This window comes from Desulfosporomusa polytropa, from assembly GCF_055380075.1.
In genome coordinates this window covers 648,646-674,730 of the sequence record NZ_AP042400.1, presented here as the reverse complement: position 1 = coordinate 674,730, position 26,085 = coordinate 648,646, and the positions used below count along the sequence as shown (strand labels likewise).

Sequence of the window (26,085 nt, the reverse complement as noted above, 5' to 3'; positions counted from 1 at the left end):
CTTAACTTGTCCACTTATATTGTCGCAGTTACTAGCATTAAATACAAGTACTTATGTAAAAATCCGCCCATTAATACTTGTATTTAAACTAAAAAAGGAAGGCCAACAATGCCTTCCTTTCTAGTTTACATCACCCGTCGAGCACCAATATAGCATGAACCCCAGTAGCCACTATCTAGACTATCAATTCTTACACCACTGCTAGACGTCGCACTGATAAATCTACCATCACCAATATAGATGCCACTGTGAGATGCTCCTGAAGTATAGGTGCTAAAAAACACCAAGTCTCCAGGTTGAAGACGACTATACGATACATGCCGTCCAACTTCAAATTGTTCATCAGCCATTCGAGGCAAATAAATACCGCTCTGAGCAAAAACATAGCGGGTAAAACCAGAACAGTCAAAACCGTCAGGGGTCGTCCCCCCAAACACATACGGTACCCCTCTGTAACTCAAGGAAGTCTGTATGATACGCCTTACCGAAGCGGTAGAGGAATCACGACTGGCTGGAATATCCCGTCCCATCAGAGCACGGTAGGTTTGCGCTCCAATCACACCGTCTGTTTCAAGACCACGTTCTTTTTGGAATGATTTAACAGCATTAACCGTTAGAGTTCCAAAATCGCCATCTGCTGTACCAGCATTAAAACCCAGATTATTCAGCTGAGCTTGAATAGCGGCTACATCATCTCCCTGGTCGCCAGCCTCATATGTTCCCGCCGCATAGGCAAAAGCAGTTGTACCTAAAAAGAGGCATAAAGCGACAATAATCCTGGAAAAATTGTGCAAATTGGTTTCTCCTCTCACTGGCCTCCGAGGTTAGCTGACGGGTTAGGGTTGCAGGCACCCTACTTGAAAAGCTGGCGCTTATCAAGTTTCACCCCCTTAACTTGGTTCCCCCGTACCTGAGCTGGATTCGGCTTTCTATAATGCTCTTATTTATTATTATTCGACTTAAACTTAAAAATTCCTTCCCAAAACCGTATTTTTTTTACATTTATTAGGTCAACTATTTTTTTCACCAACAGTTCACTCTTTATTTTTTGCCGTTTGTTGGCCAATCTCAGCCCGCAGCCAGTAGAGTGGACGCTGTTTTACTTCTTCAAATATCCGTCCAACATACTCACCAATAATACCAATTCCCGCCAATTGCACCCCCCCAAGTAGTAGAATACTAGCGGTAATTGTTGCCCAACCAGGTACAGCCTCAGCAGTAAAGAGTTTTATGTAGAGAACATGCATAGTTAGGGCAATGCTGCCAAATCCCAGTATAATGCCCATATAAAATGCAAAACGAAGTGGTGTTTTCGAATAAGCAGTAATCCCGTCAAGGGCAAAATGCAGCATTTTTTTTAATGAAAATTTAGATTGTCCGGCAAACCGTTTAGGAGCAATAAATTCAATATTGGTTTGACGGTAACCGATCGCACTAATCATGCCGCGAATAAATCTGGCTCGTTCCCGAAAGCGCCGAAAACTGTCTACCACCTGCTTATCCAACAATCTAAAATCAGAGCCACCCTCTGTAACCTGGACATTAGATAGGGCATTCATTAGCTTATAAAACATACCTGAGGTAATGTTCTTAAACCAGGATACACCTTCGGTATTTATCCTAACGGTTTGGACAACCTGAAAACCTTCCTCCCATTTACCAATTAGTAAAGGTATCATTTCCGGCGGATGTTGCATATCACCATCCATGGTAATAACCGCCTCTCCCTGGGCATGATCCAGTCCACAGGTTAAAGCCACCTGATGGCCAAAATTGCGAGCCATAATAAGCGCCCGCACCCGCTTATCAGCAGTAGCTAAACGCTCCAAAATAAGTGGAGTAGCATCGCTTGAGCCATCATCAACAAAGATAAGTTCAAAACGATATGACATTTGCTCCATATGTTTAACAACTTCGTTGTAAAAGTTATCAACATTATCCTGCTCATTATATACTGGCACAACAATAGATATCGAATTATTCATTACGCTCATTAATATGCAAACCTCCTTGTCACCACTATATTATTACATTGCTAGCATGTGATTGCAATTATACTCTATAAAATAAAACATAAAACCTGCCTTGCAAATTGCAAAACAGGTTTTATCCATAAGACGGTAATCTTATCATTATCGTTGAATATCTTGACGCAAATTAGCAGCACCATGTAGATAAACATGCTTAATGTCATGTTGCCCAAGATCAGTATTCCACAAAACCAGTACGCGGATACAAAGCGCCGGCGCATCAGGGCATTCGATTTCTTGCGTCCCAAATAGCGGTACTTGCGTCCAACCAGCCTTTCTTGCCCCGGCTGCCGGAAAGGCTGCATCTAGATCAGGGGTTGAGCTAAAGATTACTGCACCAATATCCTCGGTATTCAGCACATTTTCCTGTGAGATTGCCACAAGAAGTTCAGCGACATGTTCAAAGATTTCTTCACGATTATTAGTTGTAACAGTTGTTGCACCACGAATACCGCGTAATATAATCAACCACTCCCCATGAAAGAATTACGTTATACCATTATATATTATACGCATAAAGTATTCTTTTTCCTGCTAGTATGTATATTGTTTTTGTAATAAATCCTGTATTACGGTTTATTACACCGGCAAGAGTCACAATCATGGCATCGCCACCAGCCACATTCGGGGCAAACTGCATCTGATTGATTAAGTTCTATGTATTGCCCTTGCTCATATTCTTGCCAGCAAAAAATAGATCCTGCTACTTTTCTCAACTTCACGGCCCGGGTATCTACCCAAAGTTTTTGGTCAAAGACTGTAATTAATAACTCATGACAATTCTTTTCCTGGTTATACCGGTAATCCTCGGCAGGAAATACCTCTGGTTCTTCTCTCAGGGTAAGAATAACATACAGAACACGGTAGTTCAAATCCCCACCTCCCGCATTTGTAGATTACTATGTATGCTGAAGGTAGTTTATACCCCAAGAATCTAAAACAGCAAGCGTCCGTAATACAGCCTGCTCAATAGTCGGTTGCACAATCTGACTCAGTTCAAGACCAATATCAATAACAGCGGGCTGAACGCCCAAAACGACTATTTCTTTTACTGGCTCTGCTAAAAGCTCGAGCGCTGTTAGCACATCCTGAACCCCTAATTCGTGCATAGATACCTTTTGTTTAAAATAAACCTTAACTTCCTCATTGGCAAATTGATAAAACTCGCCAGGCTGTCCGCCGCCGTTTACCGCATCGATAATCAACAGACAATCGACACCAGCAATAAAGCGTAGTAGTTCCATTCCGAGAGTGCCGCCATCAAGAATTTGCACATGTTCCGGGAATGTATAGCGCCGGGTGATTTCTTCAATCACCCGGACACCAAACCCCTCATCTTGCATTAAGATATTGCCAACACCAAGAACAACAATTTTTTTCATAGATAGAGCTCCTACTTTGCCTTGCATTTCTTAGTATCTATTATATCCCCTACATCATCCGGCTCTTCTTCCATATATTTAATGCCCGAAAACATAGCAGATATCTCGCTGCCTTTTTCTGTAAAATCAGCCCTGATGGCCATATATACATGCACAATGACAAACAGGATGATAAACCAGGCAACAAAATGATGAATCATGTGTACCACATATTCATTGACCAGCCAGTTATTGAAAGGACCAAAGATTTTTGCCAAAAAGCGGTTAGGCTCAACCATATAATACATGGCGAAACCGGTTATGATCTCAATTAAAAACATGAAATACACCGCTAAATAGCCTGACCTAGCCAGCGAATTTCTTAAATAGGGCCGATGTTTGCCGCGCATAAACATATAATGCATTTGGGTATCCATAATTCCTGTCCAATACAGCTTTGTCCAGGGTTTAGGCAACAACCTATCGCCTGGATTAATAATAAAGCCGTAAATGCGCGGGATAAAGGAGATAACAAGGATATACGCAGCGAGAAAGTGGATATATCGTATCATCTCCATTGACATAATATTAGTAACGGCAAAAGTAGGTTCCATCCCCTGTGTCCCCAGGAAAAAAGGGTTACCGATGTACAGCCCGGTAACAAATAGGATAAATACGCATATTACCATGACCCAGTGGAAAATCCGTGTCCATGGGCTAAACAGGTAATAGGGTTTCATGGCTCCTTGACGCATGACCGGTATCCTCCTTTTCCTATAAATACGGGTCTGTGCGAACTACCGTAATTTCCTTGCCCTCTTTGTCAAATAGATGGGTCGCGCAGGCTAAGCATGGATCAAAAGAATGAAGCACCCGCAGTATTTCAAGCGGTTTTTCGGCAATTTTTACTTTGGTTTCCATCATGCTGGCTTCATAAGCACCATGACCAGATTTGTCATCCCGTGGGCAAGCGTTCCAGGTTGAAGGAACAATAGCCTGATAGTTGTCGATTTTTCCATCCTTAATGGTTACCCAATGGCTAAGACCACCGCGCGGTGCTTCGTGTAGACCCACACCTTTAGCTTCCTTCGGCCAAGTTGCCGGATCCCATTTAGCCGTATTGGCCACTGTAGTATCACCGGCTTTGATGTTATTTATCAGCTTATCAAAGAAGTATTTGTTTATGTAGGCACTCAGTTGAGCATCCAGCCCGCGGATTGCTGTCCGCCCCACCGTGGTAGGCATCCAGGTCTCCGGTGGTAAGTTAAGAAGTTTAGACACAGCATCAATTTGATCAACAATAAGCTTTTCGGCCCAAGTTGGCTGCTGAATAAGGCCCTGTTTAACCTTAGTATATACAACAATATACTTAGCCAGCGGACCAACTTCAGCCATTTTACCATTCCATTTAGGAGTCTTAATCCAGGAATATTTACCAGTTTCGTCAAGATATTTCCAATTGGTTTTGGTCCCTTCTTTAGGACCGGTATATTGCGGGTTAGTAACACCACTCCAAGGATGAAGATCTTTTCCAGCTTCAGGATAATTGTACCAAGAATGTTCAACACCTTCAGCCAAAACGTTCGGATCAGTTAAGTCTTTGCCTTCAAGCGGATAGAAGGTAGCTTTTGCCACACCTTGGCCAAAGTTTTCAACAACACCACTTGAGTTGACTAATAAATTTTTAAAATAATCGCCGTTAGCAACACCGTTATATTTTTCTTCCGGAAAATCTCCAAATGATAATACCCTTTGTCCGGCCAATCCACCACCGTCCACATAGCCTGCCTTAACAAATAAATCGCCAATTGCCAGTAGATCAGGAATATAAAAATTATTTACCAGGTCTATACCCAGATTAACTGAGGTGCCCACAAGTGCTAACCGTTCAGTATTGACCGGCGCATTCATGTCATTCATGGAGATAGAGCAGGGCATTCCCCCGACAATATAGTGGGGGTGAGGATTTTTACCGCCAAAAACAAGATGTGAGTATACTAGCTCTCGCTGACGGTCAAGCATGTTTAAATAATGAGACACAGCCATAAGATGAGCTTCTGGCGGCAATACATTGTAATCAGGATGATCCCAATAGTGACCTGCAAAAATGCCAAGTTGTCCACTCTCGACAATAGCCTTTATCTTATTTTGAATCTCTCTAAAATACGCGGTAGTTGCTTTGGGGAAATCTTTAGCATAAGCACTGGTATCAAAACTAACAGGTCCCTCAAACTTGAGGCTATATTTTTCCAATACAGTGTTTTGGAGAGCTGCTGTAGCTGCAGGATCAGCTTTGAGTGCAGCTACTGGACTTACCCAGTCTAACGCATGCAGGTGGTAAAAATGCACAATATGGTCATGAATCATTTGGGATGCAGCAATTATATTGCGCATATAGTTGGCGTTTTTAGGGATTTCAATTCCTAGCGCATCTTCAACAGCTCGTAAACAGCCTAAAGCATGTACAGTTGTACAAACGCCGCAAATCCGCTGAGCAAACATCCAAGCATCCCGTGGGTCGCGGCCTTTCAAAACCAATTCAATTCCGCGCCACGCAGTACCACTAGATAGCGCATCCTCGACTTTACCGGTAGCTTCATCTACTTTGATTTCAACCCGCAGATGGCCCTCAATCCGGTTTATTGGATCAACAACGATATGTTTCATCTATGCCGTTCCTCCTTGTCCACTATTCATTTTGACCGCGCTCAGGCTTATTCTGGTCATTACCTTGCTGCTCTTTTTCTGCTTTCGACTCATGTTGTTTGTGTTGGACATATGATGCTATACCATGAGCCACTACACCGGCAGTAGTCACGCCAGCCAAAACAGCGCCAACTTTGTCTGCATTGACAATAGTATTAGGCACTGGGATATTGGGTAACCGCTCATAGAATGGGTCATTATCCCAGAAATTTTTGGCAGCACACGCTACACAAGGTGCACCTGATTGGATAGGATAACTCATGCCATTCCACCACCGCATATTACCACAGGAATTATAGGCTTCTGGCCCTCGGCAGCCTACCTTATACAAGCACCAGCCAGCTTTACTTGCCATGTCGTCAAACTTCTCGACAAACATACCAGAATCAAAGAAAGGACGCCGGTAACAGGTATCGTGAATCCTGTTGCCAAAAAATTGTTTGGGCCGTCCTTGATTATCCACAGGCGGTAACTGACCAAATAAAACATAGTGCATAATTGTGCCTGTCAATACTTCAGGAATTGGCGGACAGCCAGGCACTTTAATAATAGGCTTGCCGCTAATTACGTCACTGACAGACACCGATTTAGTGGGATTTGGTCTAGCGGCCTGAATACCACCCCAAGCAGCACAAGAACCATTTTCAATAATAGCGGCGGCATCTTTAGCTACACGTTTCAGTGTCTCAATAATGGGCTTACCGCCTACCATGCAATATATGCCATTTTCCGCTTCTGGAACAGCCCCTTCAAATATCAAAAGATATTGACCGGAATATTGTTTCATAGTTTCTTCTAAATGATGCTCTAACTGTTCGCCAGCGGTAGCAGCCAGTACGTCCATATATTCAAGAGCAATCATATTGAGTACCAGGTCTGAAGCCAACGGTGACTGGGACCGGATAAACGTTTCATCACAGCCGGTACATTCATGACCATGGAGCCAAATCACCGGCGGCAGCGGTTTTTTCTCAGCTGCTTCTATGACTTGCGGAAGTAGTTCAGTAGACAGCCCCATCATGCTAGTCAAGGCCACACATGTCTTGAGAAAGTCACGTCTACTGATATTTTTTTTCTGAAATAGTCCCCAAAGAGTATCGCGCTTTTCCATAGTCGCCCCCCTTAAAAATAAGTACTGTTTAATAATCCTTAATTTGGTATTCTGTTTTTTTTCTCTGTTTCCTCTTCATTTGTCAGAATAAAAAAATATTTTTTTATTATATATAGTACCCAATAGCATTTATGCGCACTCACCAAGGCACCTAAGCACACTTACCCATATTGCTAATGAAAAAACGAGATTGCCACCTTCTGCTCGCCATGACCTATTATCTGGTATTAGTCATATCAAACGATTGTGAAACAATCCCGTCGTAGTTTATTCTGTATAGCTTTTACTGTTTTTCTCTAATACCCCGGCTGCACCAGGGTTCTTCCGCAAGGTAATCCCCGTCTGAGTAATAGTAGGCTCTGGCACGACAGCCGCCGCATAAGCTATCAAAACCACAAGAGCCACAGCCACCCTTAAGCGGTTCATGACGAAGCTTGTGAAACACTTGGCTGCTCTGCCAGATAGTGTCAAAGGCTGTCTCCCGCACATTCCCAACTTTCAGCGGCAAATACGGGCAAGGCTGAACATCACCATTAGGTAATATTACGCAATAGGAAGTTCCAGCAAGACAACCGCGAGTATACCGCATCGGTACGCCCCTTTCCTTGGCAATCCGCATGAATTGGGGAGCACACGTTGGTTTTATTTCAATAGCAGTAGTCGCCTGTTTGTCAAGAATACGGTTCAATACGGCTTCATATTGATTAGTCTTAAGTGTAGTTTCTTCAATGTCTTTTCCCCGCCCGGCAGGCACCAGGAAAAAAACATGGTGGGCAACAGCGCCTAGATCAACTGCTAAATCAGTAATATCAGTCACTTCCGCTTCATTCCAGTTAGTAACTGTAGTGTGAATTTGAAACGGTAAACCAGCTTTCCGGCAGGCCTTGATGCCATCCATGGTTTGCCGCCAAGCGCCTTTCACGCCCCGAAAGGTATCATGGCGCTCAGCATCACAACTATCCACACTAATACCGGCGCACATCAAGCCGGCCGCTTTAAGCTTGGCAGGTACATCGCCAGTAAATAAAATGCCATTGGTACCGAGAACAGGACGAAGGCCAACAGAAGTTGCATGAGTGATGAGTTCATAAATATCAGGACGAAGCATCGGCTCACCGCCGCTTAATATCATAATCTTGAAACCAGCTTTGGCTATTTCACTAAGCAGTTTTTTACCTTCGTCGGTACTTAATTCATCGGTACGTTTGGCACCAGCATCACGATAACAATGTACACAGTTTATATTGCACTGCTGGGTAGTATTCCATGAGATTATCATTCAATTACTCCTTGTAATCAGCAAGATAGCAGGCTGGGTCTTCACCCCATATGTCGCCTGACATGGCTTCCGCCCTTATCCGGCAACCGCCGCAGAAATCCTTGTAGCGGCATTCGCCACAGCGGCCAGTAACATACTTTTCTTTATTTCTAAGTTTGCATAAAAATTCATCTTGCGTGTTATGCCAAATTTGACTAAGCGGCTGTTTGCGTACATTGCCAAGTGACTTATGACCCCAGAACTGACAGGCATGTACCTCACCCTGCGGGTCGACATTAGCCATCTTCTGACCGGCTGAACAGCCACCATGCATCGCTAACAGTTCCTTAATCTCCGGCACACGTTCAGGATTTGTGCGTTCAAAATATTGCAGAATATAAATACCATCAGCATGATTATCTGTGGTAAGAATTTCAACCTCAATACCTCGTTTGTGAAAATCTAGGGTCCGTTCAATTAGCAGTTCAATTGTCTGACGCTTTTGTTCAGGCGTAGTGTCAAGCTCTGCCATTTCCTTGCCTCGTCCGGCATATACCAGATGGTACATACAAAAACGGGGAATCTTTTCGCGTTCAACAATATCTAGAATATCAGGTAACGTATGATAGTTAAGTTTATTTACCGTAAAACGGATCCCCGTTTTATTACCTGCCGCAATTGAGTTGCGAATCCCGGTAATAGTTTCTTGAAATGCACCCTTTTTGCCACGAAAATAATCATGCACTTCTTCGGTACCGTCAAGGCTGACACCAACATACTGGAAACCAGTCGCTTTAATGCGCTTAGCCATCTCAGGTGTAATCAAGGTGCCATTTGTTGAAATCACCGGACGAATTCCTTTTTCAATAGTGTATGCGCCCAATTCAAACAAATCTTTCCGGACAAGCGGCTCGCCTCCGGAGAATAATAGCACCGGCACTTTCATTGTAGCTAGATCGTCAATGAACGCTTTGGCTTCAGCAGTAGTAAACTCACCCGCATATTCATGATCTTCAGCAGAAATGTAGCAGTGCTGGCAACTCAGATTGCAGCGATTAGTCGAATTCCATACAACGATGGGCGTAGCATCTGAGGAAAACTGTAGCATCTGAGGTGGCAAATTTTGTGAACTGCGCCCATATTTTACGATATCCGACACGGTAGCTGTGCCGCAAAGTAATTTAGTACAACCTATCATCTTTGTTTATGTCTCCTTCGAATTCAAGTTTTAATGATAATTTCGACATGTTTTAATATCTTCCCTGCTGACCTCACAAACTTTCCTATCTATTACGATGCAAGTCTATTTACTGTGCTTACTGGTATAACTTCCTTAAAACGCGAATCGACAGTAGCATTAATGATTTTCGTCTTTGTTATAGCCTCTATTAGGCAGTCTCGTAATGGAATCTGAGTGTCAGATTGATGTTTGCCTTGACTAAACATGGTAAATCCATCTCCGCCTTGTGCTAAGAAATCATTTGTTACAACCTTATATGTCTTCGTAAGACTGAGGTTACTGCCATCATTTAAGGTTACTTTAGCAAGCTTCTTACCATCTGGCAATGATTCATCATACTCCACAATAAGACCAGAAAACTGCAGCATCCCGATTTGCTTATTATAAATACCGTGTTCGAGAACCGCCATGACCTGTTGACCAGTTAAATCTACCGTGATCAACGTATTGTCAAATGGTACTACTTGGTACAGTTTGCCTAACGTGATCGTACCTGCCGAGATACTGGTTCGCAGCCCCCCGCCATTCTCAAAAGCAATATCGGCTTTAACTCTGTGACGCATACTATCTGTTACCCATTGACCTAAAACAGAATGAGTGAATTTTTCATGATGCATTTCATTAACTGCCTGGCCAAGCACTTTATTTTTCACAGGAGCTATTTCTTCCTGTACCTTATCAACAATTTCCTGTACTGCAGGGTCGGCAACCAATTTATCAACTGCTAACTCAGTAACGTCGCTCGCTACTGTTACTACTTCCCTGTTATTCTTGGAAAAGGTAAACGCAAGCTTACCTACAGCCCGTCCATTGTACGCAGCCTGAATGACTGGTACTGAATTCACTTCACCAGCCACTTTCATATGCGTGTGCCCTGAGATAATAGCATCAATAGTAGGAACCTCACGCGCCAAGTCAGCTGCTTCGCCTGTAACCTGTTGGGTAAGCGGTTCAACGGCGCTGCCCAAATGTGACAATACGATAATGATATCAGCTCCTTGTTGTTTTAATTCAGGAAGAAGCTGTGTCACTATTTGAGCAGGATTAACAAAATTATAGTTTTTACTGTACTTAGGGTTGGTCTTATATGCTGTTTCTGGGGTTGCCAGACCGATTATAGCAATTTTTACACCGTTTTTCTCAACTAATGTGTACGGTTTGACAAAACTCACCACACGACCAGTAGCTTTATCAATAATATTGGCTGCAAGGTAGGGGAAATTTGATTGCGCAATACGTTCTTTTAACACCTGGATACCCCAATCAAACTCATGGTTACCAATCGCCATCGCCGAAAATCCAAGCTCATTCATAGCTTCAACTACTGGTTCTCCGTAGAGCATATTGGATTCAGGCGTTCCTTGAAACATATCACCGGCGCTGACAATAATCGTCCCTGCCGGATTCTTAGCCACCTCTTCTTTCAAAAAAGCGGCTAGTTTTGCCATACCGGGATTCTTGCCCCCCTCAGACAATGCACCATGGAAATCATTTACTGTTAGAATGTTAATCACTACTTTTTCATTTGATTCTTCCGCTGCTGAAATTACCGGTAAGAAACATGCTATACTTATACATATAATAGTAATAAGTACATTTAACTTTCTTGTAAACACCAAAATTCTCTCCTTTCTTCATGTATTTTTATTATGACAAAACTTCCAGATAAATACAAGTTGCTTATGTAAAAATAAAACTCCCGGATGCTATCCGGGAGTTTTATTTTATAGTGCCTTTTCTAACATATCAGCAATATCTTTTTGTGGACGATAACCGGTAATCCGGCCAACTTCACTGCCCGCTTTAAAAATCACCAATGTAGGTATACTCATAACATTGTAATGACTAGCCAAGTCCTGCTGTTCATCAACATTAACCTTAGCTACCACTGCCCGGCCTTCAAAGTTTTTGGCTATAGTCTCCACTTCCGGGGCTACCATCTTACAGGGACCACACCAAGGTGCCCAAAAATCAACTAGAGCAGGTTTATCTGACTTAAGTACCTCTTCATTGAACTCTGTAACGTTTGTAATGGTAAGCATACTTATATTAGCCTCCTCATATTAATTATATTATTATTCCTATTTGATAACAATATTAACCAGCTTCTTGGGCACTGCTATTACTTTGATTACTGTTTTTCCAGCAATAAGTTCCTGAACCCGTTGCTGTTCAAGAGCTGTCTTTTCAAGTTCTTTGGGAGTTAGGCCTACAGGTACAATCACTTTATCGCGAACTTTACCATTAATCTGAAGAACAATCTCGACCTCTTCCACTTCCAAAGCAGCCGCATCAAAGGCAGGCCAGAACTGTTTATGAACACTACCTTCGGCAATAGTCTCTTGCCATAGTTCTTCCGTAATATGTGGTGCAAACGGTGCCAGCATCTTCAGTAGAGCAGATACCACTTCCCGCGCCAAAGCTGTATTCGGTGTTACACCCTGATCTTTGAGCGCATACATGGCGTTAACCAATTCCATAATGGCACTAATGGCTGTATTGAAATTGAAACGCTGACCAATATCTTCGCTAACGCGTTTGATCGTTACATGTAAGATACGACGCAATTCCTTTTCAGGTTTGGTTAATTCTATGGGGTCATCACTTGTTACTTCTGTTTTAATTAGCGGCACATAATGATCGACTATCCGCCACAAACGACCTAAGAAGCGGTATGCGCCTTCTACTCCCTGATCGCTCCATTCCAGATCACGTTCCGGCGGTGCCGCAAATAACATAAACAACCTGGCCGTATCAGCACCATATTTGGCGATAATCTCTTCTGGAGAAACTACATTACCTTTAGATTTAGACATTTTGGCTCCGTCTTTAATGACCATCCCCTGGGTCAACAGGTTTTTAAACGGCTCATTGACGTTAACCAAGCCAGCGTCTTTTAGTACTTTGGTAAAGAACCGCGAATACAAAAGGTGTAAAATAGCGTGCTCTATACCGCCGATATATTGGTCAACAGGCATCCAATAGTTAGCTTTGTCAGGATCAAACGGCTGATCCGCACTATGCGGACTGGTATAACGGAAATAGTACCACGACGAACAAATAAAAGTATCCATCGTGTCGGTTTCGCGCCGCGCTTTGCCGCCACACTTAGGACATGTGCAATTAATAAAATCATCAGCTTTCGCCAGTGGCGATACGGAACCGCTGGCAAAATCAATATTTTCGGGCAGAAGAATCGGAAGTTGTTCTTTAGGCACAGGAACTGTGCCACAATCCGGACAATAAATGATAGGTATAGGCGCACCCCAATAACGCTGGCGGGAAATAAGCCAATCACGCAGTCGATAATTAATACGACGTTTACCAATTCCCTGTGTTTCAAACCACTGGGCAATCTTCACCTTACCGGTTTCATTATCCAAACCGGTAAATTCCCCGGAATTAACCATTGTTCCCTGACCGCCATACGCTCCGGTCATATCCTCAATTGAAATGTCTTCGCCCATCGGTTGAATTACTACTTTTTTAGTTAATCCATACTTACCGGCAAAGTCCCAGTCACGTTGGTCATGAGCAGGCACGCCCATAACTGCACCAGTACCGTATTCTACCAATACATAATTGGCAATCCAAATAGGCACTTGTTCACCAGTAAACGGATGAATGGCATAAGCGCCAGTAAAGATACCTTCTTTTTCTGTCTCATTCGAGGTGCGGGCAATATCACTTTGATTACGAACGCGGGCTATAAAAGCTTTTACAGCCGCTTCTTCCGATTTGCCAGCAATAAGCTTGTCCACCATTGAATGTTCTGGTGCAAGCACAATATAACTAACGCCAAATACAGTGTCATGGCGAGTAGTATATACAGAAATTTTATCATTAAGTTCCGGCACAGCAAAGCTGAACTGTGCACCTTCACTACGGCCAATCCAGTTTTCTTGCATAGTTTTGACCCGATCAGGCCAACCTTTAAGCTCAGACAAATCGGCTAAGAGACGATCCGCATAATCTGTTATTTTAAGAAACCATTGTTCAAGGTCTTTTTTAACAACAACTGAGTCACAACGCCAGCAACGACCATCAACTACCTGCTCGTTAGCCAGCACAGTATTGCAGTCATTACACCAGTTCACCGCTGCTTTCTTTTTGTAAGCCAAGCCACGTTCAAAAAACAGCAAAAACAGCCACTGCGTCCAATGATAATACTCGGGATGGCAGGTAGCTACCTCACGATCCCATTCATAAGATAAGCCTAACTCTTGCTGTTGCCGGCGCATATTAGCAATATTATCCCATGTCCATGACGAAGGATGAATGCCATTCTTGATGGCGGCGTTTTCGGCAGGCATGCCAAAAGCATCCCAGCCCATGGGATGTAACACATTGTAACCCTGCATTACTTTAAATCTGGCAATAACATCACCGATCGAATAATTGCGTACATGGCCCATGTGCAAATTTCCAGACGGATACGGGAACATTTCCAGAACATAGTATTCTGGTCGCTGGCGGTCAATATGTGTGCAGAAAGCATTGTTTTCGCTCCAGATTTTTTGCCATTTGGCCTCAATCTCGCGCGGTGTGTATTTCTCGTTCATCGAGTAATCCCCCTCGGACAAATAGTATTAAAAAAGTCCCGTGGCTAACGCCAGGGACGAGATTCTCGCGGTACCACCCTGTTTGATGAGCAAAGTCACCCACTCTTCGCCTATAACGCAGACTTACGTCGGCTGTTACTAAAATTTCGCAGCCACTCCTCAGCAGCGAGTTCAACTATCACGCAGATTGGCTCGCAACATCCGCCAACTTTCTGAACTGTGCTATAAGCTTACTATTCTGCCTCTTCAGATTTGTATGTTCCATTATATAACAACTAATTATAAAAGTCAACTTATAGCCTAGGTGTTAAAAGCAGTTCTATCTCTAGTTAATAGTCATACAATAGTTCATAAGGAGGTGCGTCATGTATAAGCTTATTATCGGCAATGTAAGAGTAACTGTAGATGATGACAGTATTAAGCGGGAGCAGGCCGCCGCTTATGCCAAGCAGGCTATTTCTGCCGCCAGTCAACAAGGTAAATTGCTTTCCCATGTTGGGCTTAGCGCCGGCCCTGACGGCATAGAGGTTACAACTACCGAGAAGGCCGGCTGCCGTATGATCAGAAAAACCATCAAGCAAAGCATGCTTGATGGTATCTTGGATGCTGCCCAAGAAAAACTGTACCCCAGCGGAACTTTTTCGCAAAAAGATTCGTGGTTTGACAGCGAAACCGGTCAAGAATGGAGAGGCGAAGAAGTAGCAACAGCCCGCGCTGAAGTATTGTCCAAGTTAGAGGAATGGATTAAATCAACCAGCCCTAATAATTAAATGAATGCAGAGTCAGTCAACGAAACCAATACCACCCAGAACCCGTACGCGGAATCTGGGTGGTATTGGTTTTGTCAGGTCTTAGCAGTATGGATAATCCTTTGTCTGGCTGGTATCGCAGCGTCCAGGCGCTATTACATAACCATATTTGCGGGCATAATATTGCCGTTGGCTGGCGATATGTGACAATAGTTTCAAAAAAACATCTATCTCCCGCAAATTATTATATAGGCCAAAACTAATTCGCACCAATCCTGGTATCGTTTTATCATCATGGGTCTGATAATAGTTAATTTCTTCGGTACTTACTTTTAGTAAATTTGCTACATACGGATGAGCACAGAACAAACCATTGCGAACGGCTATACCTGCTTCCTGAGATAATATTTCAGCTATTTGACTATGGTGCAGTCCTTCTAATGTAAAAGATATCAGGCTCACTCGTTCTGGGTTATTATTTCCAGTACAATATAGGGTAATTCCCGGTATCGCTGACAATCCACCGATAGTATACTCAATCAATTCCCGTTCATACTGACAAATATTGTTTATATCTAGTTCATTTAATGTCTCTATTGCTGTAATAAGGGCTAACACACCCATCATATTAGGTGTCCCGGCTTCATACTTGGCTGGTGGATTATCCCATTCAATTGTTTGATGTGAAACCAATCCAACAGCTCCCCCACCCTGATATACAGGAACAGCCTTCTCAAACGTTTCTTTGGGCCCAATGAGGACCCCTGTCCCAAAGGGTGCATACATTTTATGTGCAGAAAAAGCCAAGTAATCAATATGTTTAGGGGAATTATATGGTTTCATATCAACAGGCATATGTGGCACCCACTGGGCACCGTCTACCAGAATCTTAGCTCCGTATTGGTGAGCCAATTGAGCAATCTCATTTATCGGATTAACATAGCCGGTAACATTGGAAGCGCCTGTTACAGTTACAAGTTTCACCCGGTTTTCATATGCCTTAAGCTTTGATTCCAAGTCTTGTAGCGACAACCTGCCCGACTTAGTTAGTGTTATATAATCAATAATGAACTTATCCCGCCAAGGCATATCATTGGCAAGGTGTTCCATGTCTGTTGACAAAACAACCTGCTGCTCACTCTGATTGGTAAGCGCATATGCTAACATATTAATTGATTCTGTGGTATTCTTGGTAAAAATTACAGCGTCACGTTTATCTGCTTTAACAAATTTTCGTACCACGTCCCGGCCATGCTCATAAACTTCAGAAGTAAGAATGGACTTATAGCCTTTTCCACGATGGACAGAAGCATACCAGGGTGAAAATCGGGCTATTTCATTCAATACAGAGCAAAACGGCGGCGTAGTAGCCGCATTATCAAAATTAATGGCTGTAACATATTTGCCATTTGCTAATAGTATCTTTGTTTCTGTTCCGGTCACTAACTTCCGGAAATAATCATCCATTTTACGATAGCTCATGTTTCAACCCCGCCCTAAATTATTCTAGCTTAGCGATACGCCGTCCCTATAATGTATGCTGAAGAATAATATAATGGGAATACTAATGCAGGATTTTTACCTACCACAGGATAATTAATACTAATTGGACTACTGATAGAACCGGAAGGGAAGCCACATGTTAACAGACGAAATAATTAAAGCTGAAGCAGATTCTGACGCCTCTTATATGAGAGGCAGTCATTATTATCACAACAATTGTGTTGATAACTTACATTTGTCGCGCCAAGATAATACCTTTGAGGCTCGGGTGCGCGGCCAATATTTCTATATCGTAGCAGTGACTTTTAATGGTCAACAAAAAATAAAAAATTATGTCTGTGATTGCCCTGCTTTTCATAGTCACAAAGGTGCCTGTAAACATGTTGTTGCCGTATTAAAAGCCATTCAGCATGCTTGGCCAGACTATTTTGGTACATTAAAACAAGTGCCGCTAACACGGTCCACGCAGGAAATGCTTAATTTTTTTCAGAATCAGGCTACCGAGATGACTTCTGAAAAAGCAGATGCAACTCATTTGGTGAAGCTTACTCCTACGTATGGATTCTATGTATACAATACTAGAAAAATAAGCTACTTAGAGTTTACCATTGGTTCTGATCGCATGTATGTACTGAAAGATATTCCACAATTACTTGTCGCTTTAGATACAAACCAAGAAATTATTTTTGGCAAAAACTTGACTTTACTACCTCAGAAAGTACAGTTTGATGATTTGTCAGTTATATTACTAAACATGTTACACCAGGCTTATAAAGAAGAAAAGGAGCGCATCTTTTGGAACTATCCAGGCTTTTCAAGTTCTTCATCCCATTCAGCCTTTAGCGACTCACGGCACTTTAAACTTACCAATACAAATCTCTTGCATTTTTTGAAGACTATGGGAACAGCGCCATTTACCGCTGTAATTAACGACCAAAAAATTGCGAACCTCACCATCATTAACAGCAGGCCACCTGTTAATTTGGGCATTAAAGAAATCAATGGTGGCTTAAGTTTAACCATGAATTTGGCAAATGACGTATTTTATGGGCTTGATTCTGATTTTCAATACATCTATCATAACAAAGCGATCTATCATGTGGATGCGGTTTTCGCCCAATATATTAAACGTTTACTCAATTGCTTTAGTGAGAATCGAAAACCCGAATTACACATTCCGTCTGGAGCAGTGTCAGAGTTTGTATCAGCTGCCTTACCTGCGCTTGAAACAATTGCATCTGTTACCATTGATTCAGCTGTACATAAGAAATTCCACAAAAAACAGTTGCAGAAACGAGTATATCTCGATAAATTTGCTGAAGGTATAAGTGCAAAAATTGAATTTTGCTATGGCGATGTGATCATCCAACATAACGCCAGTCCCATTTCAGCACAAAATGCCGTTAAAGATAAATGGCTGCTACGGTCGGCCATTGAAGAAAAAATTTTATTAAACATTTTCCACCAGCACGGTTTTGTCTGGTCAACTGATAAATTTGTTTTAGCCGAGGAAGAAGCCGTCTATTCCTTTTTACAAGAAGCTTTACCTGAACTACAAGATATTGCTGAAATTTTTTATTCCGATGATTTTAACAATATGAAAGTACAACCTCCTGGAAAAATCGCCGCAGGAATAAGACTAAATACAGCTACTGACATGCTGGAGCTTTCCCTTGACTTAGAGGATATATCCTCTAAGGAATTAATTGAGTTATTGTCTGCCTATAAGCTTAAAAAGCGATACCACCGCCTCCCCACAGGCGCATTTATACCGCTTGATTCCCCTGAATTCCAGACGGTTGCCGGACTTATTGAAGAATTAGGTCTCCGTCCTGCCGATATTGAAAAACAAGTCGTTGAACTACCCAAATACCGCGCTTTATACTTAGATAGTTTAGCAAGAGATACCGCTGACTTTGCCTTTGAAAGAAACAGCGCGTTTAAACGCATGGTGCAAGATATTCGCGAACCACAAGATATTGAATATGCTGTTCCCCCAGGCATTCAGGGAAAGCTTCGGGATTATCAGAAAACAGGATTGAAATGGCTTAAGTCATTATCCTATTATGGTTTGGGGGGTATTTTAGCCGATGATATGGGCCTTGGGAAAACCCTGCAAGTAATCACTTTTATTCTTGCAGAAAAAGACCATGCCACGGCGCCATCACTCGTCATTGCACCAACCTCATTGGTATATAACTGGCAAGAAGAAGTATTTAAATTTGCGCCTAGTCTAAAAGCAATCGTTATCTCAGGGCAGCCAACTGAGCGGTTAGAACAGCTCAAAGATATAGACAATGCTGATTTAGTTATAACCTCCTATGCTCTTATCAAGCGGGATATTGAATTCTACGAAAAAAGAACCTTTACGTACTGTTTTCTAGATGAAGCGCAACATATCAAAAATCCTAACACCTTAAACGCTAAATCAGTAAAACAAATCAAAGCTAAAAGCTATTTTGCTCTTACCGGCACGCCCATTGAAAACACACTGACAGAGTTATGGTCGATTTTTGATTTCCTAATGCCAGGCTATCTGCGCACACACAAGATATTTACTAACCGGTTCGAAATTCCCATAGTCAAAAATGGCGACCAAACCGCCTTGCGAGAGTTAAGCCGTCATATTAAACCCTTTATTTTGCGGCGCATGAAAAAGGCAGTTCTAAAAGAACTGCCTGAAAAAATCGAGAGTAAAATGGTTAACGAAATGACCTCAGAGCAAACCAGATTATATGCTGCCTGGCTCTTAAAAGCCAAACAAGAGTTTGAAGTGGAAATCAGCACCAAGGGCTTTGAAAAAAGTCAAATTAAAATATTATCGTTATTAACCCGACTTAGGCAAATCTGTTGCCACCCTTCCTTGTTTATTGAAAATTATCAAGGTGGCAGCGGCAAACTTGATATGTTGCAGGAATTATTGAAAGACGCTACCGATGGTGGCCATAGGATTCTGCTATTTTCTCAATTTACCGGCATGTTAGCCATAATTAAACAGAAACTTGCGGCCATGAAAATTGATTACCACTATTTAGATGGCTCAACTAAGGCCGAGGATCGGATTAAACTAGTTAATTCTTTTAATGCCGGTGATAAAGAGGTTTTCCTCATCTCGCTAAAAGCAGGGGGTACCGGCCTCAATCTTACTGGCGCCGACATGGTTATTCACTATGACCCTTGGTGGAATCCAGCCGTCGAAGACCAGGCAACTGACCGCGCTTACCGTATTGGTCAAAAAAATTCCGTACAAGTTTATAAGCTAATTACTAAAAATACGATTGAAGAAAAAATATACCGCTTGCAGCAGAAGAAGAAAGAAATGATTGATTCTCTCATTCAGCCTGGTGAAAACTTCCTGACAAAAATGAATGAGACTGAAATTCGAGAGTTATTCACTTTATAGTACTGCTTTCTTACATTCTTACCTATTTGCTATTCATTCTAATATTAGATAAAATATATTCTAGGCTCTAAAATATACACAAAGGATGCTTTCTTTTATGAAGATATTCGCCATAGCAGATCTCCATTTGTCAGGCCAACCACCAACCAAGCCTATGAGTATTTTTGGCAGGCATTGGGATGGTCATTGGGAAAAAATCAAAGCAAGCTGGCAAGAACAAATAACAAATGAGGATATTGTCCTGCTTGCTGGCGACATTTCCTGGGCTATGAAACTACCGGACGCACTTGTTGATTTGAACGCCATTGCTGATCTTCCTGGCAGAAAAATCATAATTCGCGGCAATCATGACTACTGGTGGCAGACGCTAAGTAAGATGGCTACAGCCACTGAGGGCAAATTTGAATTTCTTAATAACAATTTTGCCACTGCCGGTAAGTGGGCTATCTGCGGCAGTCGGGGTTGGACCTGCCCGGAAGACCCCCTATTCAAATCTAAGGATCAGGCTATTTTTGACCGCGAGCTCCTGCGCGTGGAAGCATCGCTCAGTGCCGCCCGCGCTGCTGGCTTTTCCCAGATCATCCTTATGCTCCACTTCCCTCCGTTTTATAATCACCAAACGGCAACTGGCTTTGCTGATCTAATTAACAACTATCAGGTAGCTATTTGTATTTATGGTCATCTTCACAGTGCGTCATCAATAAAAACTGCCACTACTGGCATGATTAATAACACCATCTACCATCTAGTATCCTGCGATGCGTTGGAATTTACTGTGAAGCAACTTATCTAAAATACGCTTCTTTAATAAAAAATCCCCCAGATGATGCCTATTAACTTTTTCATCAAATCAAAATAAAGCAGAATACCTGCCACAACAAGTACAGTTCCGGCGGTCTGCTGAATAAGCGGCAACCACTTATATAGTCCTTTTATTTGATTCATATAGCGATTGAGCACAATAGCCAATGCCATAAACGGTAGGCAAAACCCCATAGCATAAATAAACAATAAAAAGGCCCCTTGCGCAACTGTGGCCGTAGAACCAGCATACATAAGCACAGTAGCTAGAATCGGCCCAGTGCAGGGTGTCCAACCAGCAGTAAATGCCAATCCAAGCAAAAAAGCCCCAAATGGACCAACAAAAGTCCCCTGTAATAAAGGACGATACTCGCGCTCAAGCCCGGGAATCTTTAGTACACCAATCACCTGTAAACCCATAATTACCATGAAGGCTGCCCCTACTTTGCGGATAATCTCCTGATAATTTAAAAAGAACTCACCAATATAGGAAGCCGTTGCCCCCATAGCGACAAATAGCAAGGTAAATCCGCTCAAAAAGCTAAGGGCATTAACAAAGAAGGTCCAGCTTCCATTGCTTGACTTTGCCGGAGTTTCCGTACCGGCTAAAAGTGCAGTATAGGTTGGCAGCATTGGCAGTACACATGGTGATAAAAATGAAACTACCCCTGCCCCAAAAACTGTTACCAATGTAAGGTTATAATCCATTCAACACCCCTTCCAATTCGGTCACCGTAACCGGACCCGACTTTCGATATTTGATAATACCTTGTTTATCCACTACCAGGGTTGTTGGGATACTATTAATACGAAAGTTCTTTGCCACCTCCCCGTCTTTGTCGGAAAGCACCTTCATGGTGTATTGATTTTGTGTCAGAAATTCGGTCACTGTATCACTAGGCTCCTGAATGTTAATCGCATAAAACATCACTTTACCGCTATACTGTCGGGCAAATTTCTCAAGCTCAGGCATCTCCTGGCGACAGGGTGGACACCAGGTTGCCCAAAAGTTGAGTACAATAATTTGTCCGTCCAGAGTCACTCTGGTTTCTTTTCCTGTCAGCGTAGCCAGCGCAAATTCCGGTAACCGTTTCCCAACAGTTACCCCTGTATCGATGACTGGTTTAGCTGCAGCAAAACCATTACTTTGCTGCTCGTTATTGGCTTTTTCGGGCGTTACACCTGTACTTACTGCTGGCTTACCAGCGTCAGTCCCCGTAAAATTATCTGGCTGCATAGCGATAAAACCTATGGCAACAGTCACCGCAATCATTGCTATGGCTAGTACTATAAATCTTCTTGGCATAAATATCCCCTTTCCTATATAACAGATATATGTTTGATGGCTTGCTACTATTAATTAATAATGGAGGTTTCAACATACTATGCATCAGTACCTCTTTTTCATTGGTGATTTTCCAATCCGCGCTTATGGGTTAATCTTAAGCTTAAGTATCATCCTAGCTACCGGTACCGCCTATTTTCTTGCCAAACAGGACGGCCGCTGGCACCAGCATGTGCCGGATATTGGGATTTACTGCGGTTTAGCTGGCATTGTCGGTGCGCGATTATGGGATGTTTTCTTTTTTGACTGGGATTATTATCAGCACCACCTGCTGGAAATTCCTTTTGTCTGGCAGGGCGGCATGGCCATTCAGGGCGGTGTTTTATTAGGTGCTATTGCCGGCATTATCTATACCAAGCTCCATAAAATTGATACCTGGGCATTTGCTGATATTGTGGCCGCACCAGCAGTTATCATAGGACAAGCCATTGGGCGAATGGCCAACTTAATGAATGGTGATGCCTTCGGGCACCCAACTGGCAGTGATTTTGGCATCATCTATCCAGCAACAACTTTGGCTCATCAGGTCTATGGTAACAAGCCCTTGTGGCCAGCAGAAGTCTGGGAAGGTCAAATTGATATCATTATCTTTGTACTGTTACTGATCTTTAGAACAACGAACCATGCCAAAGGACAGGTTTTCATTCTTTATGCTATTTTGTATTCGACAGCCCGCTTTTTCCTGGAATTTCTCAGGGGAGATTATGGTACACTGATGTTTGGCCTAAAATCAGCCCAACTCACCAGTTTGGCAGTTATACTCATCGGACTTATCCTGTTTATTCGGCAAGGTTATTATGCCGAGCGCATCGGACTGACAGATAAAAATAAATAGTTACTATTTACTAAGTAGTACACCTGAAATCATTGGTATTAACCATATTAACCATACAAAAATACTGAACTTATGAAAATTAACTTTTAGATGGTTATTGGCTGAATATAATACCCAGGTTGCCCATACTGTATGAATAAACATCAGAAGTATAGCAATCAACCCTGTCAAACCATGGAAATCAGCCTGAAATCTCCCTACAATTTTACTCATTGCAGTAGTACCAATACTATCAAATACTAACCCTAACCAAAATGCTACTACATGCCACCAATTTAAAATGTTTTGCTTTTTTTCTGCTAGTACAGCCAACGTATAAAAAAGACCGGCTAAGCTGATAAAAACAATAGCGATAATCAACATATATACTCTGTCCTCCAATTACCCTTCTCTTGCTATTATAGTAAAAGCCGAAACCTCTTATGGTTTCGGCTTTCTCATTTTCAGGAATATACGGCTATCACTTCGATTTCCACATTAACATCACGGGGTAGCTTTGCTACTTGAACGCACGCACGGGCGGGCGGGGCATCAGTAAATTGTTGACTGTATATTTTATTCATTACTGTAAAATCATCCATGTCTTTCAAAAATACTGTTGTCTTAACAACATTAGCAAAACTTAGACCTTCTTTTTCTAAAATCGCCTGAAGGTTAGTAAGTACTTGACATGTTTGACTTTCTATTCCTCCATAAACAATTTGTCCAGTAATAGGATCCAATGGAATTTGCCCTGATACAAATAAGAAACCATTGGCCTTGATAGCTTGAGAATAGGGACCAATGGCCTGCGGGGCACGATCAGAAGAAACAACTGTTTTCATGCTGCAGCCCTCCAAATATTATATTCTCTTAGGTCTTTCTACATTTGCTGGAAAAAACCTGCTTATTTTGTGTTACCAAAAATTTTCTCAGTAAATGCCAGTGCTGTAGGTGTTACCGCCAAACCGCCTTGCGCTGTTTCTTTAAGTGAACAATGCATCGACTGACCAACCGACTCCATGGCATCAATAACTTCATCAACTGGGATGACACTTTCAATCCCGGCAAGTGCCATTTCAGCAGCAACAATAGCCTGAGCTACAGCCCCGGCATTGCGCTTAACACAAGGTACTTCCACTAAACCAGCGACCGGATCACATACCAATCCAAGCATATTTTTGATGGTAATGGCCACAGCATTCCCAACCTGGGCCGGTGTCCCTCCTAATAAGGCTACCATCGCACCGGCGGCCATCGCACCGGCTGAACCGCACTCTGCCTGGCAGCCGCCAGCTGCACCGGCAAGGGAGGCGCGTGAAGCAATAACCATACCAATGGCCCCTGCTACTACTAGGGCTTTGGCTAAATCATGCGAATTAACACCATACTCCTCTTTAAGTGCAAACAAGACAGCCGGCAGTACGCCACTCGAACCAGCTGTAGGCGCAGCCACTATCCGTCCCATGGCCGCATTGGCTTCACCGACTGCCATAGAATACGCTACGGCTTTACCAATAAAATTCCCCAGCATACTTTGTTGTTTACCTGCTAGATATTTCTGCAGCTTTTGTCCGTCACCACCTACCAGACCGCCTTTAGAACGCGGGCCTTTGAGTCCGACAGCAATAGACTCTTCCATCACCGCAAGCATGGCTTCCATCCGCGCCAGTACTTCTTCGGCTGTTAAATCAAGCTCCCTTCTTTGAAAATCCACACAAAAGTCTGTAAAAGAAACTGCTTGCTCTGCAGCCGCCTGAATCCATTCCCCCAGTGACAATTTAGCTAATGCCATAACACTACCCTCCCTCAACTTATCGCATTAATGCGACGTACTGCCCGAATCATCGGTAACCCAGCCACTGCAGCAATATCAGAATCATCCACCGGTTGGTCGGTTTCAAGCACCATACTGGCCAACCCACCTTTGTTCCTACGAAAAACACGCATTTGGGCAATATTCACGCCGCGCTTGGATAAAATGCCAGTCACTTCCGCTACTGCGCCCGGGCGGTCTTCATGAAGTGTCAATATCGTTGGAAATTCTCCAGTAAACTCAAGCGAAAAACCATCCACCTCACTGATAACTACCCGGCCGCCGCCAACAGAAGCCCCGGCCACTTGACTTTCGCTTCCCGTTCTCCCTGTCAAATGAAATTTGACAAAATTGGGATGCGCCGCCTCACCGGCATTAATAGTCTTAAAGGAATATTTCAAGCCCATTTCTTGGGCATACGCAAAGGCTTGCGGAATCCGTAAATCATCAGTGGTCCACCCCATCAGCCCTGCCACCAGCGCCAGGTCAGTACCATGACCCCTTCCAGTTTGGGCAAAGGAGCCGTGCAGACCAATCACGGCTTCAGCCACAGGTTCTCCTAAAATAGCACAGGCAACATTACCTAACCGTACCGCTCCGGCAGTGTGAGAACTAGACGGTCCAACCATAACCGGACCAATAATGTCAAAAATATTCATTAGTTACGGACCTCCTCTAACCGATCAAGTGCCAATAACAGCCCATAGATAAGTGCCGCCGGACGCGGCGGACATCCTGGCACATAGATATCAACAGGTACAATTGTATCAACAGCACCCTGAATTGCATAGCTATTGCCAAAAACTTTACCACCAGCGGCGCAAGCACCTACCGCCATGACCAGTTTAGGGGATGGTGTTGCCTCATATGTCATGGTAAGGGCTTGCGTTAAATTACGAGTCACTACGCCAGTGATCATCAGCATATCCGCATGCCGGGGAGAAGGTACAAAATCAATACCATATTGCTGCAAATCGTAAATGGGATTAGTAAGCGCAGTCATTTCCCAATCACAGGCATTACACGAACCAGCATCAACATGTCTGATATGAAGCGAACGTTTAAGTATTGATCTGATTTTACCAGATAACTGGTTTTTCATCTCTGCCAGCTGGTATTCGCCAGTATGAGCCAGAGCCTTATGCTCACAGACAGCAACACATTGTCCACAAAATGCGCAGGCAGAGTGATCAATTGTCAACCTTCCACCACTGAATCCAATTGCGCCAGTAGGACAGGCAACGCGGCAGCGCTGGCAACTCTGACATTGACCTTCTGCCCACGCCACCTCACCGCGAAAACGCGGCGGCACAATACCACCATCATATGGCTCGGTAACACAACCTGTTTTCATAATTTTTCTTAGAAGGTTAAACATAATCGTCC

Annotated in this window: 25 protein-coding genes, 1 riboswitch and 1 other annotated feature; of the genes, 4 read left to right on the top strand and 21 right to left on the bottom strand. The window is 43.0% G+C overall.

Features of this window, described 5'->3' with window-relative positions; all coding sequences use genetic code 11:
* Positions 1-125 precede the first annotated feature (125 nt).
* From ACZ449_RS04795 to leuS, 13 genes are all read right to left on the bottom strand, one after another.
* A complete protein-coding gene (locus ACZ449_RS04795; RefSeq protein ID WP_464261809.1) occupies positions 126-776 on the bottom strand; it encodes a C40 family peptidase in 651 nt (216 codons plus the stop codon).
* A 22-nt stretch (positions 777-798) separates the two neighbouring features.
* Positions 799-937: riboswitch (cyclic di-AMP (ydaO/yuaA leader) on the bottom strand.
* Positions 938-1,034: 97 nt separating this feature from the next.
* Positions 1,035-1,994 carry a glycosyltransferase family 2 protein gene (locus tag ACZ449_RS04790; protein WP_464259926.1) on the bottom strand — a complete coding sequence of 320 codons (960 nt, stop codon included), beginning with the start codon at positions 1,992-1,994 and terminating at the stop codon, positions 1,035-1,037.
* A 138-nt stretch (positions 1,995-2,132) separates the two neighbouring features.
* Positions 2,133-2,498 (bottom strand): chorismate mutase, encoded by a 366-nt coding sequence (aroH, locus tag ACZ449_RS04785; protein ID WP_464259925.1) that lies wholly within the window; start codon positions 2,496-2,498, stop codon positions 2,133-2,135.
* Positions 2,499-2,599: 101 nt separating this feature from the next.
* Entirely contained in the window at positions 2,600-2,902 is a 303-nt protein-coding gene (locus tag ACZ449_RS04780; protein ID WP_464259924.1) for a hypothetical protein, read from the bottom strand.
* 27 nt (positions 2,903-2,929) lie between these two features.
* The gene (locus tag ACZ449_RS04775) at positions 2,930-3,412 is read right to left on the bottom strand and encodes a HyaD/HybD family hydrogenase maturation endopeptidase (protein ID WP_464259923.1); all 483 of its coding nucleotides are present in this window, start codon (positions 3,410-3,412) and stop codon (positions 2,930-2,932) included.
* A gap of 11 nt (positions 3,413-3,423) precedes the next feature.
* Positions 3,424-4,146, bottom strand: a complete 723-nt coding sequence (gene cybH / locus ACZ449_RS04770) for a Ni/Fe-hydrogenase, b-type cytochrome subunit (RefSeq protein WP_464259922.1) — start codon at positions 4,144-4,146, stop codon at positions 3,424-3,426.
* Between the two features lie 19 nt (positions 4,147-4,165).
* Positions 4,166-6,058, bottom strand: coding sequence for a nickel-dependent hydrogenase large subunit (locus ACZ449_RS04765; RefSeq protein ID WP_464259921.1), 1,893 nt, complete (start codon positions 6,056-6,058; stop codon positions 4,166-4,168).
* Positions 6,059-6,080: 22 nt separating this feature from the next.
* Positions 6,081-7,208 (bottom strand): hydrogenase small subunit, encoded by a 1,128-nt coding sequence (locus ACZ449_RS04760; RefSeq protein WP_464259920.1) that lies wholly within the window; start codon positions 7,206-7,208, stop codon positions 6,081-6,083.
* A gap of 283 nt (positions 7,209-7,491) precedes the next feature.
* The gene (gene nirJ2 / locus ACZ449_RS04755) at positions 7,492-8,487 is read right to left on the bottom strand and encodes a putative heme d1 biosynthesis radical SAM protein NirJ2 (RefSeq protein WP_464259919.1); all 996 of its coding nucleotides are present in this window, start codon (positions 8,485-8,487) and stop codon (positions 7,492-7,494) included.
* A 4-nt stretch (positions 8,488-8,491) separates the two neighbouring features.
* Positions 8,492-9,664, bottom strand: coding sequence for a radical SAM protein (locus ACZ449_RS04750; protein WP_464259918.1), 1,173 nt, complete (start codon positions 9,662-9,664; stop codon positions 8,492-8,494).
* A 92-nt stretch (positions 9,665-9,756) separates the two neighbouring features.
* Positions 9,757-11,322 carry a bifunctional metallophosphatase/5'-nucleotidase gene (locus ACZ449_RS04745; protein WP_464259917.1) on the bottom strand — a complete coding sequence of 522 codons (1,566 nt, stop codon included), beginning with the start codon at positions 11,320-11,322 and terminating at the stop codon, positions 9,757-9,759.
* 108 nt (positions 11,323-11,430) lie between these two features.
* Positions 11,431-11,748, bottom strand: coding sequence for a thioredoxin (gene trxA / locus ACZ449_RS04740; protein ID WP_464259916.1), 318 nt, complete (start codon positions 11,746-11,748; stop codon positions 11,431-11,433).
* A gap of 39 nt (positions 11,749-11,787) precedes the next feature.
* Entirely contained in the window at positions 11,788-14,268 is a 2,481-nt protein-coding gene (leuS, locus tag ACZ449_RS04735; RefSeq protein ID WP_464259915.1) for a leucine--tRNA ligase, read from the bottom strand.
* A 49-nt stretch (positions 14,269-14,317) separates the two neighbouring features.
* Positions 14,318-14,524 (bottom strand) — a binding site (T-box leader).
* A gap of 109 nt (positions 14,525-14,633) precedes the next feature.
* Between leuS and ACZ449_RS04730 the strand changes: the two genes are divergently transcribed.
* Positions 14,634-15,038 (top strand): hypothetical protein, encoded by a 405-nt coding sequence (locus tag ACZ449_RS04730; RefSeq protein WP_464259914.1) that lies wholly within the window; start codon positions 14,634-14,636, stop codon positions 15,036-15,038.
* An 81-nt stretch (positions 15,039-15,119) separates the two neighbouring features.
* On the opposite strand, the gene ACZ449_RS04725 is transcribed toward ACZ449_RS04730, so the two are convergent.
* Positions 15,120-16,499, bottom strand: coding sequence for an aminotransferase class V-fold PLP-dependent enzyme (locus ACZ449_RS04725; protein ID WP_464259913.1), 1,380 nt, complete (start codon positions 16,497-16,499; stop codon positions 15,120-15,122).
* 157 nt (positions 16,500-16,656) lie between these two features.
* Here ACZ449_RS04725 and ACZ449_RS04720 point away from each other — a divergent pair, with 157 nt between their 5' ends.
* Both ACZ449_RS04720 and ACZ449_RS04715 read left to right on the top strand, forming a co-directional pair.
* Positions 16,657-19,923 carry a DEAD/DEAH box helicase gene (locus tag ACZ449_RS04720; RefSeq protein ID WP_464259912.1) on the top strand — a complete coding sequence of 1,089 codons (3,267 nt, stop codon included), beginning with the start codon at positions 16,657-16,659 and terminating at the stop codon, positions 19,921-19,923.
* Positions 19,924-20,020: 97 nt separating this feature from the next.
* Positions 20,021-20,716: a metallophosphoesterase gene (locus tag ACZ449_RS04715; protein ID WP_464259911.1), complete on the top strand. Its 696-nt coding sequence runs from the start codon at positions 20,021-20,023 to the stop codon at positions 20,714-20,716.
* 11 nt (positions 20,717-20,727) lie between these two features.
* Here ACZ449_RS04715 and ACZ449_RS04710 read toward each other — a convergent pair whose 3' ends face one another.
* Together ACZ449_RS04710 and ACZ449_RS04705 are read right to left on the bottom strand one after the other, a co-directional pair.
* Positions 20,728-21,432: a cytochrome c biogenesis CcdA family protein gene (locus tag ACZ449_RS04710; protein WP_464259910.1), complete on the bottom strand. Its 705-nt coding sequence runs from the start codon at positions 21,430-21,432 to the stop codon at positions 20,728-20,730.
* Positions 21,422-22,030, bottom strand: a complete 609-nt coding sequence (locus ACZ449_RS04705) for a TlpA family protein disulfide reductase (protein ID WP_464259909.1) — start codon at positions 22,028-22,030, stop codon at positions 21,422-21,424. The genes ACZ449_RS04710 and ACZ449_RS04705 overlap by 11 nt, the downstream gene beginning before the upstream one ends.
* A 79-nt stretch (positions 22,031-22,109) precedes the next feature.
* Here ACZ449_RS04705 and lgt point away from each other — a divergent pair, with 79 nt between their 5' ends.
* Complete coding sequence (lgt, locus tag ACZ449_RS04700; RefSeq protein WP_464259908.1) at positions 22,110-22,904, top strand: prolipoprotein diacylglyceryl transferase; 795 nt, start codon at positions 22,110-22,112, stop codon at positions 22,902-22,904.
* A gap of 3 nt (positions 22,905-22,907) precedes the next feature.
* Here the strand turns inward: lgt and ACZ449_RS04695 are convergent, their stop codons facing one another.
* The 5 genes from ACZ449_RS04695 to nuoB form a co-directional block, all read right to left on the bottom strand.
* Positions 22,908-23,267, bottom strand: a complete 360-nt coding sequence (locus ACZ449_RS04695) for an HsmA family protein (protein WP_464259907.1) — start codon at positions 23,265-23,267, stop codon at positions 22,908-22,910.
* 80 nt (positions 23,268-23,347) lie between these two features.
* Positions 23,348-23,728, bottom strand: coding sequence for a RidA family protein (locus ACZ449_RS04690; protein WP_464259906.1), 381 nt, complete (start codon positions 23,726-23,728; stop codon positions 23,348-23,350).
* Positions 23,729-23,790: 62 nt separating this feature from the next.
* Positions 23,791-24,678 carry an L-serine ammonia-lyase, iron-sulfur-dependent, subunit alpha gene (gene sdaAA / locus ACZ449_RS04685; protein WP_464259905.1) on the bottom strand — a complete coding sequence of 296 codons (888 nt, stop codon included), beginning with the start codon at positions 24,676-24,678 and terminating at the stop codon, positions 23,791-23,793.
* Positions 24,679-24,692: 14 nt separating this feature from the next.
* Positions 24,693-25,358, bottom strand: coding sequence for an L-serine ammonia-lyase, iron-sulfur-dependent subunit beta (sdaAB, locus tag ACZ449_RS04680; RefSeq protein ID WP_464259904.1), 666 nt, complete (start codon positions 25,356-25,358; stop codon positions 24,693-24,695).
* Positions 25,358-26,077, bottom strand: coding sequence for an NADH-quinone oxidoreductase subunit NuoB (nuoB, locus tag ACZ449_RS04675; RefSeq protein ID WP_464259903.1), 720 nt, complete (start codon positions 26,075-26,077; stop codon positions 25,358-25,360). Before nuoB ends, sdaAB begins: the two co-directional genes overlap by 1 nt.
* Positions 26,078-26,085: the final 8 nt, after the last annotated feature.